This window comes from Domibacillus indicus (genome assembly GCF_023715895.1).
GTDB lineage: Bacteria > Bacillota > Bacilli > Bacillales > Domibacillaceae > Domibacillus > Domibacillus indicus_A.
Map to the genome: position 1 here is coordinate 113,811 of NZ_JAMBOO010000008.1, position 14,850 is coordinate 128,660.

Annotated in this window: 12 protein-coding genes and 1 pseudogene; 4 read left to right on the top strand and 9 right to left on the bottom strand. The window is 42.2% G+C overall.

Annotation, left to right across the window (positions count from 1 at the left end):
- Positions 1-31: 31 nt before the first annotated feature.
- Positions 32-1,534 (bottom strand): hypothetical protein, encoded by a 1,503-nt coding sequence (locus M3221_RS14025; protein WP_251272378.1) that lies wholly within the window; start codon positions 1,532-1,534, stop codon positions 32-34.
- A gap of 216 nt (positions 1,535-1,750) precedes the next feature.
- On the opposite strand from M3221_RS14025, the gene M3221_RS14030 reads away from it, so the two are divergent.
- The 3 genes from M3221_RS14030 (at position 1,751) to M3221_RS14040 (ending at position 4,408) form a co-directional block, all read left to right on the top strand.
- The gene (locus tag M3221_RS14030; protein ID WP_242232993.1) at positions 1,751-2,104 is read left to right on the top strand and encodes a DUF485 domain-containing protein; all 354 of its coding nucleotides are present in this window, start codon (positions 1,751-1,753) and stop codon (positions 2,102-2,104) included.
- A 2-nt stretch (positions 2,105-2,106) separates the two neighbouring features.
- Positions 2,107-3,624, top strand: coding sequence for a solute symporter family protein (locus tag M3221_RS14035; RefSeq protein ID WP_285880569.1), 1,518 nt, complete (start codon positions 2,107-2,109; stop codon positions 3,622-3,624).
- A gap of 73 nt (positions 3,625-3,697) precedes the next feature.
- Positions 3,698-4,408 (top strand): L,D-transpeptidase family protein, encoded by a 711-nt coding sequence (locus M3221_RS14040; protein WP_251272380.1) that lies wholly within the window; start codon positions 3,698-3,700, stop codon positions 4,406-4,408.
- Here the strand turns inward: M3221_RS14040 and M3221_RS14045 are convergent.
- The 6 genes from M3221_RS14045 to M3221_RS14070 all read right to left on the bottom strand — a co-directional run bounded on the left by M3221_RS14045 (position 4,405) and on the right by M3221_RS14070 (position 11,206).
- Positions 4,405-5,631 carry a PucR family transcriptional regulator gene (locus tag M3221_RS14045; protein ID WP_251272381.1) on the bottom strand — a complete coding sequence of 409 codons (1,227 nt, stop codon included), beginning with the start codon at positions 5,629-5,631 and terminating at the stop codon, positions 4,405-4,407. The genes M3221_RS14040 and M3221_RS14045 overlap by 4 nt on opposite strands.
- A 1,067-nt stretch (positions 5,632-6,698) precedes the next feature.
- Positions 6,699-6,851 carry a hypothetical protein gene (locus M3221_RS14050; RefSeq protein WP_251272382.1) on the bottom strand — a complete coding sequence of 51 codons (153 nt, stop codon included), beginning with the start codon at positions 6,849-6,851 and terminating at the stop codon, positions 6,699-6,701.
- 186 nt (positions 6,852-7,037) lie between these two features.
- A complete protein-coding gene (locus M3221_RS14055; RefSeq protein ID WP_251272383.1) occupies positions 7,038-7,796 on the bottom strand; it encodes an exodeoxyribonuclease III in 759 nt (252 codons plus the stop codon).
- 259 nt (positions 7,797-8,055) lie between these two features.
- Positions 8,056-9,135, bottom strand: a complete 1,080-nt coding sequence (locus M3221_RS14060; protein ID WP_251272384.1) for an RNA-guided endonuclease InsQ/TnpB family protein — start codon at positions 9,133-9,135, stop codon at positions 8,056-8,058.
- A 624-nt stretch (positions 9,136-9,759) separates the two neighbouring features.
- Positions 9,760-10,419 (bottom strand): serine/threonine protein kinase, encoded by a 660-nt coding sequence (locus tag M3221_RS14065; protein ID WP_251272385.1) that lies wholly within the window; start codon positions 10,417-10,419, stop codon positions 9,760-9,762.
- A 253-nt stretch (positions 10,420-10,672) separates the two neighbouring features.
- Positions 10,673-11,206, bottom strand: coding sequence for a mismatch-specific DNA-glycosylase (locus M3221_RS14070; RefSeq protein ID WP_251272386.1), 534 nt, complete (start codon positions 11,204-11,206; stop codon positions 10,673-10,675).
- Between the two features lie 368 nt (positions 11,207-11,574).
- Between M3221_RS14070 and tnpB the strand changes: the two are divergent.
- Positions 11,575-12,735 (top strand): annotated as a pseudogene (gene tnpB, locus M3221_RS14075) (IS200/IS605 family element RNA-guided endonuclease TnpB); the annotation flags it as partial.
- A 1,095-nt stretch (positions 12,736-13,830) separates the two neighbouring features.
- Here tnpB and M3221_RS14080 read toward each other — a convergent pair.
- Both M3221_RS14080 and M3221_RS14085 read right to left on the bottom strand, forming a co-directional pair.
- A complete protein-coding gene (locus M3221_RS14080; protein WP_251272387.1) occupies positions 13,831-14,010 on the bottom strand; it encodes a hypothetical protein in 180 nt (59 codons plus the stop codon).
- Between the two features lie 167 nt (positions 14,011-14,177).
- The gene (locus tag M3221_RS14085) at positions 14,178-14,771 is read right to left on the bottom strand and encodes an SCO family protein (protein ID WP_251272388.1); all 594 of its coding nucleotides are present in this window, start codon (positions 14,769-14,771) and stop codon (positions 14,178-14,180) included.
- Positions 14,772-14,850 lie beyond the last annotated feature (79 nt).

Consider the following 14,850-nt stretch of genomic DNA (forward strand, 5'->3'; position numbering starts at 1 on the left):
GTCATGAGCGAGCGGCCAGGAGAACGTTCTATCAAGTAATGGAACTTCCTGAAAGCATGTCGCCTGCATCAAGCTGTTTAAGCCCCGGCGTTTTAGCTGCGGCTTCTGCTGCTTTTTCCCGAAGCTTTAATTCTTCGTTTTTCAAGTCCGCCAGCGATTTTGAAGCTTCTGCTTCCGCTTTTCGAAGACGGCTGCTTTCAAACTGCCAGCCGTTTGCCGTTGCGCGTGCTGTTGTCAGCTCCGCAATCAAATCTGCTTCATAGTATGGATACTTTTCCATCACTTCGTCTGCCATTTTCTCATAGGATGCTTGCAGCTTTTTCTCGAGCGTGTTTTTTTCGGTCTGCCAGTACGTGTTTGACAACCAAGCGCCGGCAGCAGATAAAACACCTCTTTTTTCCCTATTTGTATCTATTTTTTCTGTTACCCGAATCAACTTTTCTCTAAGCCGTGTATTAGATATGCTCACATCTCCAAGAAAAGGGCGGGCGGCATCGGTTTTCAAAAGTACTATAAGCCGCTCTCTTAAGTTTTGGTAAACGGCTTCAGCTCTTTTTTCTGAGCTTTCAGCCAAAGCCAGCTCCTGCTGAATGTGCAAAATATGCTTTTCTTCTTTTTGCTGCTCAAGCTTCAACTCATTAATCTGCCTGAACAGCAGCAAATAAGCAGACTCTCTTGTAACCCATTCTGATGACAGAACCGATTCATCATTTGCTTGAGCGCTTTCATCTGATGTATACAAAATCAGCATCGCCGCAGGCAGCAGCCAGCTTCCCGAAAACAATGTTTTCAGCGCTGCTTCCGTTGTAAATAGGGCATCCGGGTGAAGAATCCACATTTCTTTTGGAAAGCCCGGCGGCACTTCCTTTTGAATCGGAGAAAGGATCTCGCCATACATGAATAAACCAGAGCGAATGCCCATTTCGAATAGGAGCGGTCCTATGCCGATCCCCTGCTTGATCTCTTCAAAAGAAGCATTGCGGTGTATATGTAAATGCTCGAAAATCTGCACTTTTTTAAAATCCGGAAGTTCTTCCCAATAACGGCGGATATTTGCTTGAAAAGACTCTTTCCCTTCTTCCGCTTTTTCATTTTTTAAAAAGCGCTCAAACAACTGGACATATTCGTAATGAAGTATAAATTCAAGCTTGCTGGAAATAAAAGAAGCTTCAAATTGTGCTTCCACCGCTTTATTTTTTTTCGCTCTTCTTTCAAACCATTTATTCTCAATTTCCGCACTGCGCGCGGTTACTTTTTCTCTTTCATTTAAGCGTGCAGCCGGCAGTTTCAGCAGCTTGGCTAATGCCAGAAACACATCAAGCTGAAGTACTTGATCCGGAATCTCATTTCTTTTTTTTATTTCAGCTGCAATGGCTCCAAAATAAGGAGCAGTTTCTTCTTTAGAAAAACGGCTTTTTGCTTTTAATGCCAGCAGTTCTTTTGCCTGCATAGAATGCAAAATCGCGTGAATCATCCGAAGCTTCGGACCTGTCACATTTGCTACCGCTTTGTCGATCGGCTTTAACTCTGTCATGTTGATCCGCTCCATTTACTCCTTTTTTTCTGATTTTACACGAAAAAAGTATGGAAAGAAAATGAAACCCTTTCTTTCTTATCGCGCTCGTTGTTTTAAAAGTATATCTTTTTTCCTTTTTATAGTTGCTAATTGTCTGCCATTTTTTTAGAATAAAGATACAATTCTGATTTGTAAGCGATTCCAGAATTGAAAACGGCCTAGGGGAGGGCTTTTATGGAACAGAAAGTAGAACGCGTTTTACAGCCGCAAAAAAACTACGATTATGAGAAAATTGCGGCCAGTCCGGAATTCAAGTCACTGATCCGCAAGAAAAACAAGTTTTTACTGCCCGTTACCATCTTTTTCTTACTGTTTTATTTTTCATTGCCCCTTTTAACTTCTTTTTCAACCGTACTGAACAAACCGGCGGTTGGCGACATCTCATGGGTATGGGTACTGGCTCTGGCACAGTTTATTATGACCTGGACGCTTTGTATGGTGTATGTTAAAAAAGCGAACGGATTTGATGCCGATGCAGAGAGCATTGTAAACCGTCACAACGATACGAAAGGAAGTGACCGCCCGTGAGTATGGTAGGGCTTTTTTTCTTCGTTGCCATTGTGGGCCTGACTCTGTATGTGACGTATCTGGCTTCCAAGCGGACAAACTCCGCCAGTGAGTTTTACACGGCTGGGGGCGGGCTGACCGGCTGGCAGAATGGCATTGCCATTGCAGGTGATTACTTATCGGCTGCTTCATTTCTTGGTATTGCCGGTGCCATCGCCTTAAATGGCTTTGATGGCTTTTTTTACAGTATCGGCTATCTGGTCGCGTATCTCGTTGTCCTGTATATTGTAGCTGAACCGCTTCGCAACTTAGGCAAATACACCCTTGCCGATATGATTACAGCCCGTTTTAATCAGCAGAAAATTCGCGGAGCTGCGGCCATTTCTACTTTAACCATTGTTCTTTTTTATATGATTGCCCAGCTTGTTGGAGCAGGTGCATTAATTCAGCTTTTGCTTGGCATTGATTACTGGGTGGCTGTTTTGCTTGTCGGCATTATGATGACCACATACGTGCTTTGGGGCGGTATGGCGGCTACCAGCTGGGTGCAAATCATCAAAGCGGTTCTTCTGATGATCGGTACGGTTTTGATTTCGTTTCTTGTTTTATTAAAGTTTGATTTTAATATTATGAAAATGTTTACCGATATGAAATCCCTTACGCCCGCGGGTGAAGCATACTTGAATCCAGGCGTAAAATACACAAATGGGCTGGATACGATGTCCATGATGATTGCCCTTGTGTTTGGAACGGCTGGCCTGCCACATATTCTAATGCGCTTTTTCACCGTGAAAGATGCCCAAACAGCGCGCAGTTCCGTTGTTTATGCTACCTGGATTGTTGGAATCTTTTATATTTTAACGATTTTCCTTGGCTTTGGCGCCGCTGCTTTTGTAGGCTCTGAAAAAATTGTGGCAGCCAATGCAGCCGGTAATATGGCTGCACCTCTTCTCGCCCAGGCGCTGGGCGGCGATCTGTTAATGTCCTTTGTATCTGCGGTTGCTTTTGCAACGATTTTAGCTGTTGTAGCCGGCCTCGTACTATCCGGTGCATCTGCTTTTGCCCACGATATTTACGGACAGATTATTAAAAAAGGAAATGTCACCGAAAAAGAGCAAATGAATGCAGCCCGTTTTGCTTCAATCGGCGTTTCCGTTTTTTCAATTATTTTAGCTCTTGGTGCCCAGACGATGAACGTAGCGTTTCTTGTCTCGCTCGCCTTTTGTATTGCCGCAAGCGCAAACCTTCCTGTTATTATTTACACAATTTACTGGAAGAGATTTAATACAGCCGGTGCGCTGAGCTCTATGATTACAGGTCTTGTGACCGCCCTTGTACTGGTTGCGTTAAGCCCGAATATTTGGAGCCCTGAAGGCACAGCCATTTTAACAGGAACCGCTCTATTCCCGTTAACAAATCCGGCGATCATTTCTGTGCCGGCCGGCTTTATCGCAGGCTATATTGGATCAATCGTTTCGGCTAAAGCAGATGCGCGCAAATATGCGGAAGTAGCCGTTAAAGCCAATACTGGATTAAAATAAAAGCACGGAGCAGACGGAACGGTCCGTCTGCTCCGTTTTTTCATACAATAAAAGAAACAAGGAGGTTATCAAGTTGCGTAAGATTCTCACAGCCGGTTTATGTATACTTCTGGCTGCTGTGATCGTTCCCCTGCCTTCAAAGGCGGCTTCAGACCCTTATTTATCTGCACTGGCTCATGTGAAAAACAGCAAACAGGTCATCATTGCAGAAGGAAGTACAAAATCGATCACAGCAACGATCCGCCTTTACGAGAAAACAGGGCGCCACTGGCAGTTAAAACGGATTTCTCCGGCAGTTACCGGAAAAAATGGCTTATCCTTCTCCAAACAAGAAGGAAACGGCGCCACCCCTACCGGCTTTTATGACATTGGCCGAATGTTCGGCTATGCCCAAAAACCAGCAGGTGTCCGGAGCAGCTACACAGTCACAAACCGGTTTCATTATTGGATTGATGACCCCCACTCACCAGACTATAACAAATGGATTTATTACCGGGGTGATCCTGCTGCCCGCTGGAAATCATTCGAGCGATTAAACCATGAATTATACAAACACGCGATCGTCATTCGCTACAATGAAAACCCGATCGTCAAAAACGCAGGCAGCGCCATTTTTATTCACCGCTGGCGGACAGGATCGACGCCAACAGCCGGATGCCTGGCGCTGAGCGAATCGCATTTACTGGTTTTAATGAAATGGCTGGATCCTGCTAAATCACCGAAAATTGTCATCGGCACACCTGATTCGATCCGTTCTGACCTCGTTCAGGCCTCTGCCGATTAATTGAGAGAATGATTCATCTGCCGGATAAGCAAATCAATATAAAGCAGCGTTTTTCCGCTCATATCTTTGCTGTTAAACCCGGTAATTTCACTGATGCGCTTCATCCGGTAAGCAAGCGTATTGGGATGCACATGCATCACACTCGCCGCTTCGTTTATATTGCCGTCATGGGCTAAAAACATATAAAGCGATTCAATCATATTCGCATTATGTGTTTTGTCGTATTCTTCAAGCGCTTCAATGACCGCATTTTTTTTGCCAAGGCGGATGGAACGAAACTGTTCAATTGATTGAAAAATACCGAGCTGGTCAAAACAATGGGGCAGTGTAATGGTTGAAAAAATCTGTTTCATTTTTAATACACGTAGCGCTTCCTGATAGCTTTCCTGTACATGCAGCGGGTTTTGTACAGCTGTTCCTGCTGCCCCGACCGGCGAAAGGCCAAGCCGTTCCGCTGATTTAGCCGTAAAATCAGTAATATAGGAGCTGACCGTTTCTAAATCAGCGGGTTCTTTAAACCGGATCAGCAGAACCAGCTGCTCCCCGTCATAGGTTCTGGCAATACTGGCCAGCTGTTGCAGGGTTTCGGTCAGGTAATCGATTTGCCGCTCCAGGGTACGGTCAATGGTACGACCGAAATCAAACAGAATCACCAGCAAACTGCCGGTCAAGGAAAGGCCGTATGCTTTATTGGCCTGTTCCACTTCATTGCGCGTGGCGAAATGCCCGGTCAAAAGCTTCCAAAAAAACTCCTGATGGCTTTCTTCCGCTGCACGCTTTCTTTTTTCATGCTGCAAAAGCTGGTTTCTTACCGCTTTTGCCGCTTCCTTTAAAATCGCCATCTGTTCATCTGAAAAATGAGCACCTGACTGGGCCCAGATAAAGCCGATCACTTTATCCTGTTTTCGTACTGAAATGGCCACCCGCTCGCCGAGAGAAACTTGTCCAATTGCAGGAATCACAACAGGTTCCTCTGTTTCAAAAAGAGTCGGGATCGCCCCGCTTTTCCATAGGCTGTTTATCACGTGCTCGGGTACTCTTCGTCTCATAATGGTGGCAATTCGAACGGGATCAATTTCTCCTTCGTGTCGGCTGTAGGCAATAATCTGGTGGTTGGCATCTTCAATCGTAATCGGGCAAAGAAGTGCTTCACTGATTCGGTCTGCCAGCATTTCAATTGATTCATACTCGTGGGCAAAATAATGTGTTTTCTCGTTTGACATATTCATCCTCCGGTGCAATAGGCTATATTTATTATAATCGCCGCCTGATTAATTGTAAAAAAAACCGGAAAAGCAGGCTCTGATGCCTGGTAGATGTATATGCTTCAACGTGAATGATTTGAATTGGATAATGTCCAATCTTAATGGTGAATCTGGCTTCTTCTACTGACCTAAGAAATGGGCAGGTTCAGTTCGCAGCTGTCATTCCATTACTTTTAACTTTTTAAGATAAAGATAAAACCAATAGATAGAAGCCAAAGCAGATAAGTAAGACACATAAGTCCACAAAATGTTCCAGCCGTTCCTATATATAACAAGACCCGTAAAAACTAATATACATTCAAGCAGGGTCATACATAATGCAGTGAAAAAAATAAGCAAATATGGATGTTCCTTTTTCATTATAAAAAAAATCAAATAGCACCCTATTATAGGGTATATGCCTATATTAAACGGAAGTACTGGCAAGGTTTTCTGTACGGAAAAAGGATATATCTCGCCAAAACTAAAATAAATCCAAAACTCATTGATAAGATAGGCAATAACTGATGTAAAAGGTCCGATCAATGGAATTATTTTTTTATTTTTTGAATGAAGATGTATGATTCCAATAATCCAAGGAACTATTAATACCATTAAAGAAAAGTACATCTTGTTTGAACCTCCATTGCGTTACCTTTCTTCATCAATGAGCTGCTTTGAGCGAATTTTACATATACATAGCTTAACCAATTTACAGTCATGCAATACTCCGTTAAAAATACTCCTCGGTGTTTCAATGCCCAGCCCCACATCCGCTGTACATACCGCTGGGCTGGCAGTTTTGACCGACACGACAACGCTGCTTACGGAAAAGCTCTACAGCTCAAGGGGTTGTCTATGTGAGTATATGGATCTGTATGATTCACCCTCTTGGTGATGTACAAGTGTGCTGAGCATAGGCTATCTTCTTCTTAACCTCGGAATGTCTTTGTATCAACCCTCGATGAACACTTTTCTTCATTTTCTTCCTGTCCAATTTACCAGCTCAAATGTATGGTTAATAAGTGATATAAAAAAGCCCTTGTTCAGAAAACACCAGCTAAATATGATTGAATAAAATCGGGTAATAGCTGAAAGAACAGCCCCTCGTATTTAATATCGAGTAAGCCAGCAATAAACCATAATACAATCATTAAAAATAAAATAGGTTTCTTATTCTTTTTAAATACCCACTTCAAAAGGTTCCCTCCACTAAAATACCATAATAGTAAGCTTGTTCTTGTGCGAGACCGCAAGCTTGTCCTTTTCTTTTGTCCATTTTTCAACTTTAAACAGCTGACTCTTTTGATTGCCCGGTTTTCCGGCGCACAGCTTACCTATTCGACATTCCAAGTCTACCCATGATACATACACATACTGCCGCATCAATGTTTCATTTCCAATGTAACTGGACAATGATCGCTCCCCATAACACCAGCATGGATTTCTGCTTTTAACAGAGATTCGGCCATTCGTTCGGAGACAATAAAATAATCGATCCTCCAGCCGATGTTTCTTTCTCTTACCTTATTCATATAAGACCACCATGTATAGGCGCCTTCTCTGTCAGGATAAAAATACCTGAAACTGTCGATAAAGCCCGCTTCCAGCAATGCAGTCATCTTACCCCGCTCCTCTTCTGTAAAGCCTGAGTTCCCCTTGTTGGACTTAGCGTTTTTTAAGTCAATCTCTCGGTGCGCAACATTCAAGTCTCCACAATAAACAACCGGTTTTACACGATCCAGTTGGATTAAGTAATCGCGCACTTCCTCTTCCCAGATTAAACGATAATCGAGACGGGAAAGATCTCTCTTCGAATTGGGCGTGTAAACATTGACTAGAAAAAATTTGTCAAACTCGAGGGTAATGACTCTGCCTTCGGGTTCTTGTTCATTCGCACCAATCCCGTATCTCACCGAAAGAGGCGGTATTTTAGTGAAAACGGCTGTGCCGGAATATCCTTTTTTCTCTGCATAATTCCAGTATTGATGATAGCTTTCCAGGGCAAGGTTGATTTGACCTTCCTGCAGCTTCGTTTCTTGGAGGCAAAATATATCAGCGCTTACCTCATTGAAATAATCCAAAAATCCCTTTTTTACACAAGCTCTTATGCCATTCACGTTCCATGAAACCAGTTTTACCATGTACGATTGTCTCCTTGCTACACTTTTTAGTAAACTCCATGGTTACTATACTAGTTGACACTCCCACGGCTGAAGCCGCAAGCCCTTCACCTTGCGGTGAAACGGGTGGGATTCTGAAGTGCGAAACCGTTCACTGTCCATTTCTGTTTAGAACTCGCCTTCAGTTAAGGGCGGTGTCATCAGCCCATCCTGCTTCGTTATGTATGCCCTCGGCATACATGTACCTTACAGGCGGTCCTGCTGTTACCACAGGACTAGGTTAAGCTGCTTGCTTGTTTTTCTTTTTTGAAAGGCCGCTGATGGCTTTCGAAATATTAATGGCCGCATTCGCATCAGCGTGAAGTTTATACTGACATTTGACACACACAAACGTGTGTCTTTTTCGATTCTTTTTGTCTACATGGCCACATTTACATGTTTGAGAGGTATGATGTGGATTCACATATTCAACTTCAATCCCCGCCATTTTGGCTTTGTATTCAATAAACTGCTGAAGCTGATAATGTGCCCAGGAGTGCAGATTTCTTCCAGCTTCTTTTTTTGATTTTGCTTTGTAGCGAATACCCGTCAAATCTTCCATTCGAATGCAGTGAACACCGTTCTCTGCAGCAAAATTCACGATTTGCCGGCTAATTTTATGATTTAGATTTTTCATCCACTGTGATTCTTTGTTTTTGGATTTTTTAATAACGGAGAGAAGCTTTAGCTTTCCTACCTTTTTTCTTCTTGAAGAAAATGTTCTTCGAATGAAAGCAGCCTCGCTTCCGCGAAAGAAGAGCGTTTTCGTACCCACCGAGGCAACAGCTAAATAGTTCAGCCCTACATCGATGCCCATCACTTTTGAAGAAGCAGCAGCTCGTTTTGGCTCAAACGAAATAGAAAGCGAGATATACCATTTGCCTTTTTTCTCATACAGCTCAGCGGCTCCTTGTTTTGCCTGCCCGGAAAGAATTTTATCCAGCCAGTGCTGCTGATACACTTCTGCGATAACCGGCACACCGATTCTCTTTTCTAACGTAGGGAAAGACAGCTTATATAAACCGTTTTCCTTTTCGATAGCGAGGTTTTGATTGTTAAAACCGCACCAAAAACGGCGAAATGTTTTTACTTTTTGATTCTTTTTCTTGGATTTCACTTCACGGATGGTTTGATTCACTATTGCCGAAGGTAGTTTTTCTTGAGAAAAAAGCTTGTAGACCTTAGACGTTGCTTTAGACAGTTCTTCATAACTTATCAGCCAGTTTGAAAAAGAAGTGTTTAATTCGGTCATTTTTTGATACATCTGTTTCTTTGTTTCCGTTGGTTTCATCAACTCTAACCGCAATGAAATAGTTTCCACTTTTGAGTACACCTCCCAATTTACTTTTATAGAACAAGCATACCAAATGGGTGTTCTATACACAAATACTAAGATTGAAAAAACAAAAAAATTCGAACCTTTGACGTGTCAAAAGACATGCTCGGTTCGATCTTGCTCTTATCCCACCTCTGAAGAAGTGGGCTTTCCCGCTTGGAAAGTCTGTAATAGAAAGAAAAGCATCCAGTGACGAATTTTTTTGATAAAATAGTTCGTTCTTTGTTGTAAAATGACTGCCTTAAACATAAAAAAAGCCACTTCAAAAAAGCAGCTGGTTGTTTCTATCATGAAAGAGTTTTTTCATTTTCTTCTAATTTGGCCCATTGGCGACCTCTTTCATCGACAATGCGGTCTAGTTTCTCTTCACTAATTTCTAAAGCATATGACCGAACAGATCCAACAAAAATTTGTTCATTTGCCTAACCAAACCGCTTCCTAGATCCCATAATTTGGTTTATACTTTTTGTTTTTCATACATTCTTTAGACTCTCATTTGCATTGCGTAAAATAGTATCAGGTGCCATTTTAGATTTAACATCTGAATAAATATAGAAATGTAGGATAGCTTTTTTGTGGGAAAATTTATAACAAAACTAAAAGCATTGTTCAATGAAACGACTTCTTTTTATATTTCTTTCTAATATACGTATAGATCCTATAAGAATGCCTTACTAAATCTAAAACAAATAATGGAATCTTAACCGGGAATTTATATAAAGTCTTCCGGTAAAACTTATAATAAGCTTTGACGATATCATTCCATTTTTCATCTTCCTTCTCTTTGTAGAAATCAGATATATCTACAATATATCCCTTTCCGTCATTCATCATCACATTTTTCCCATGCACATCTACAGGTGTCAGCCCTTGACTTCGAGCATAATCCAATGCTTGATTGATGTCTATGATCACTTGTTCCGGTATCCTAACTCCTTTTGTAACTGCATTGTATAAGGTAATCCCTTTTAGCCGCTTTAATACAAGGAAGTTCTCTCCCTTATAGACTAATTGAGAATAAGCAGGATGGTGCCCCAATCTTTGATAAACTTCCGCTTCTTTTTCTAATCCTTCCAAGTTTCTGGCGTAGATTTTTACAACCCAATCTTTATTTGAATGATGCAGAAAAACAGCAGCATAGTTACCGACACCAAGACACTCCCACTCTTTTGGTGTGTAAAGAACCTTAATGGGTTCAAAAGGATTTTTACTTTTCATTTTCACGTTATGTATAAGCGTTTTTTCAATTAGTGCAACGTAACTTTTCATTCTCCCATACAACTCCGTCCATAACATCACAGTACTTTCTTTAAATAACGACAAAATCCTTATATTATATTAACCGTCATAGCTTTAATTACACAGGCTTTTTTATACCTATTATGTACAATCAATGAACCACGTGTTCCCGAAATAGACGGAGTCGGTCACATCAACAGTACAACTCCAGTTTTGATCAAACGGGAGCTTAAACAGTATCTATGTCGAGAAGCTTCCTGAAATAGCCGTCAGAGGGAGCCGGCTATTCCCGCCGGCCCTCTCCTTTTACGAGGGAAGAAACAAGCGGCAGGAGCTGCTTGTAAATACTGACGATTTCCTCTATTTTCATCCTTACCAGACCACTGGAAGAAGGCGCCACAAAGTCCAGGGTGCCTGGAACGACGGAAACAGGCTGGGGGCCCCATGCAACCTGCTTCCTGCCGCTATATTCCTGATAAACCCCTTTGCCGACAAAACAAACAATTTTAGGCCGATAATGTTCTATTTTTTTCTTTAATAAAACCCTGCCCTCTTGATACTCTTCTTTTGTAATTTCATCAGCCGTTTTCGTTGGCCTCGCCACAATATTTGTCAATCCGTACCCTAACTCTACTAATTGGCTGTCCTCGATTGCTGTAAATTTTCTAGAGGTTAATCCCGCTTCAAAAAGAATTTTCCAAAAGCGGTTATTCGGATTCGCAAAATGATGCCCCGTTTCTCCGGAGCGGACACTGGGATTGAAGCCGACAAAAAGAATATCAAGATTTTCTTTTAAATGGTCCTTAATTGGTTTCACCCTTCAGACCTCCCTCTCTTTTAATCGACTCGTTTACTTCTCTTTACTATTCCCTAGTTTTTGATGTGATAAAAAACAGAACACTAATCCTTACCCACCGGAACAGTTTTTCAGTTTTGCTTTATTGTTCCGGATAACTTAAGCAGCGGTAAAATTTACAAAAGCTAGTTTATCATTTTCGGCGAGAACACCCCCACTTCAAGCCTTGCTAAGTGGGGGATGAATCGCTGCTCTTTCAGTCATTCTTTTTCCTTGAACGCACTATTGCTAAAATGGTATAATTAGGTATAGAACAAACGTTCTGTTGTGGGGAAAATGATGAAAACCAAAACAGATGAAAAAAGAACCTTCATTTTAAAGCCTTTCGGTTTAAAATCCATCCAAGTGACGAGCAAAAACAACTGATTAACCAAACGATCGGCTGCTGCCGGTTTGTCTACAATTATATATTAAATGAAAACATCAAGAGTTTCGAAAAAACAAAAAAACGGTATACAGAAACAGCTGCCAAAAAGCTTCTCCCTGGGCTAAAAGAAACATTTAAATGGTTGTCTGGTCCTGACAGTATTGCTCTTCAGGCAAGCATCGAATATCAGTACGAAGGATTCAAAAAATATAAGGAACAGCCGAAAAAAGAATTAAAAAAACGAGCCGCTAAAAAATGTGCAGAAGGCTATACGCCAACGGCGTATGAATTTAAGGGCCATCCGACATTCAAAAGCAAGAAAAACCCGATTCAGAGCTATACGACCAAAATGACAAACAACAATATTAAAATGATAGACAACCACATTCAGCTGCCGAAACTCGGCTGGATTCGTTTTTCCAAGTCCCGAAACATCCAAGGCGACATTAAACGTGTCACCGTGCGCCGCAGCAGTACCGGCCGGTATTCTATTTCAGTCATTTGCGAGATGCCTTATTCCCCGTACAAACCAAGCACCAACGATGCCGTTGGCATTGACCTGGGATTAAAAGAGTTTGCCGTGCTCTCCAATGGTGAATCCATTGCCAACCCGAAATACTATCAAAAATACGAAAAGCGATTAGTCTTTCTTCAGCGTGCGTTTGCACGTAAAAAAGAAGGTTCGAAATCGTGGGGAAAAAATAAAGCCCAGATTGCTAAACTGCACGAAAAAATCAAACACACAAGAGAAGATTTTCTTCACAAGCTGACGACCAGGCTCGTTCATGAAAACCAAGTGATCGCAGTGGAGAATTTGTCAGTGCAGAATCTCGTCCAAAACAAAAAACTAAGCAAGGGGATTCACAATGCGTCATGGTCAAGATTCAACGAAATGCTCGCTTACAAAGCGAAGTGGTACGGACGGACGATCATAAAAGTCGATCCGTTCTTCCCATCAAGCCAGCTCTGCTCAAGGTGCGGGCATCAGCATAAGGATGTAAAAAATCTCGCTGTCCGGGTGTGGGAGTGTCCTTCCTGCGGCGTTCGTCACAACAGGGATCTGAATGCAAGCCTGAACATCAAAAGAGAAGCCCTTCGGCTTCTTTTACTTCAGTCTAGTTAAGCTTGGTCATAAAACCGTTGGAATACGGGGTTAGCCTGATTACTGGGGTTCGAAGATCCTCTTGCCCAGGAATCCCTCACTTCAACCGTCAGGTAAGTGGGTGGTAGTTCAAAAGACCAATATCGTATTTATTGAGGTGAAATTGAAAAGGTACACCGGCCAAATTAAGGAAAGCATAACCTATGACGGGTGGTCAAAACAGACACAGGCCTCCATACAGTTATGTATAAACCGGACCTCAGCAGATACATCGTTCGGCAAAGCACTTCATGTTTCAAGGTGGTGTGACCAAAACACAACCCGGCCTCGGAGAAGGTGCTCATTCTTGACGTACAGAGCACTGCAGAAAAATGCAGCACGATTCAAAATGGCAGGAGCTAAGAAGCACAAAAGATCATTGGCAGTGAAGGTGAATGAAGTTCTGGAACGGGTACAGCTGGTGAACAGTTCATACGTTTATCATCACTTACTACGGCGAATCACCTGGCTCAAACGCTGCCCTGACATTCATGGAAGATAAACTGGAATCTAAATCCTAATTTGGATTGAAGCAAGCTCTCCTTAAGCAGGGTCGTTTGTTCAGCTTTGAAAATGGCGGGTTCAGGCTTTTGCTTTCCGGCCGGCTGTTCATCAAGCTGCACAGCGAATAACATAGTTTCATTCCTTTCCTATTAAATTCTTCCCAATTTTTCCGTATATTATCGTATAATGAGAACGGAAAATTCCTTGGCGTTATGTAGGGCGGCGTAGAGGTTGCAATTGGACCGGGCAGATGGATTGCATTTGAATGAAACACCTCACACCTGCATGTGGACGTTTTAAAACAAGCAGCGGAGGCTAAAAGAACAGCGGCTGCCTCTCCAGAAGGAGAATCGGAAAAAACATCTTTAAAACAGCCAACTGCGGGCTGGCTGTTTTATTCGCAACGAAAAAAACCCTTGATGATCAAGGGTTTTCAAAAGTGTTGTCTAAGGTGTGCCCAGCGGGGAGCGTGCCCCAGTGCCTGGAACCTGCTGAAGTATGTGACTATTGTTGATAAAGGAGAGCAATAAAAACAGGCTGGAAATCGAAGAGGATCTGGACAATAAGAGGAACTTAATACTTTCTTGCGCCGCATTTCGGGCAAATATATACATCTTCGGCATCAAAAATGGACCCGCACTTTGTTTTTTCAAGTACAACCATAGCGCTGCGAAGCTCCGCCCGTTGTCCTTCCCAACCACATTCACACTTAACATTGTTTGTTGAGCCAAATTTGTACAATCCATAATTCATACTGATTCACCCCTTAATTAGCGTATTCAGATATTATCTGTATGTTCATTTTACCGAGATAGACATTACATTTCAATATCACAAAAATTAAATTTTTGTAAATCTTAGAAAATACTTTTTTTAAAATCAAAAACTCCGGATCCAAATCCGGAGTTTTTGATGTTTGTTTACTGTTTGGAAAGCGATTTTACATCCTGGACCATTTCGTCAAACGGCACTTCTTCCCCGTCCTGTTTATTTCCTGGATAGCTTTTTACAACAATTCCTTTTTCATCGACCAAGTAAAAGCTTGTTCCATGAATGAACTGGTCTGATTTCGGATCTGGCAGCGCAATGGCTTGAAAGCTTTTCTCTGCAAATGCGCTTATCTCTTCCTCTTCATACCCTGTTAAAAGGTTCCAGTTCGATTCATCCGCTTCGTAATGTGAAATATAGCTCTTCAACGCCTGCGGTGTATCCCGGGCCGGGTCGATGCTGAACGACACAATTTCATAGTTTTGAACACCTTCCTCGTTCAAGCGGTCCTGCAGCTCGCTCATATTTCTTGTCATGGGCGGGCAAACCGTCGTACAGTTTGTGAAAATAAAATTGGCGAGCCACACTTTCCCCTTCAAATCAGCCAAACCAACTTGTTCACCATTTTGATTGGTGTAGGTAAAGTCTTGGACTTCCACATCCATGTTGCCTTCAAACTGACGGCCGCATGCACCAAGCAATAAAACAGCAGCGGCCATAATAAAAACGGACTGAACTATTTTCACATAACTCCCTCCAAGCACCTTTTATCCTTTTATCGTAGAGGAAACCTTCTTATTTCTCAATGTGCTGCTGCGGCTGATC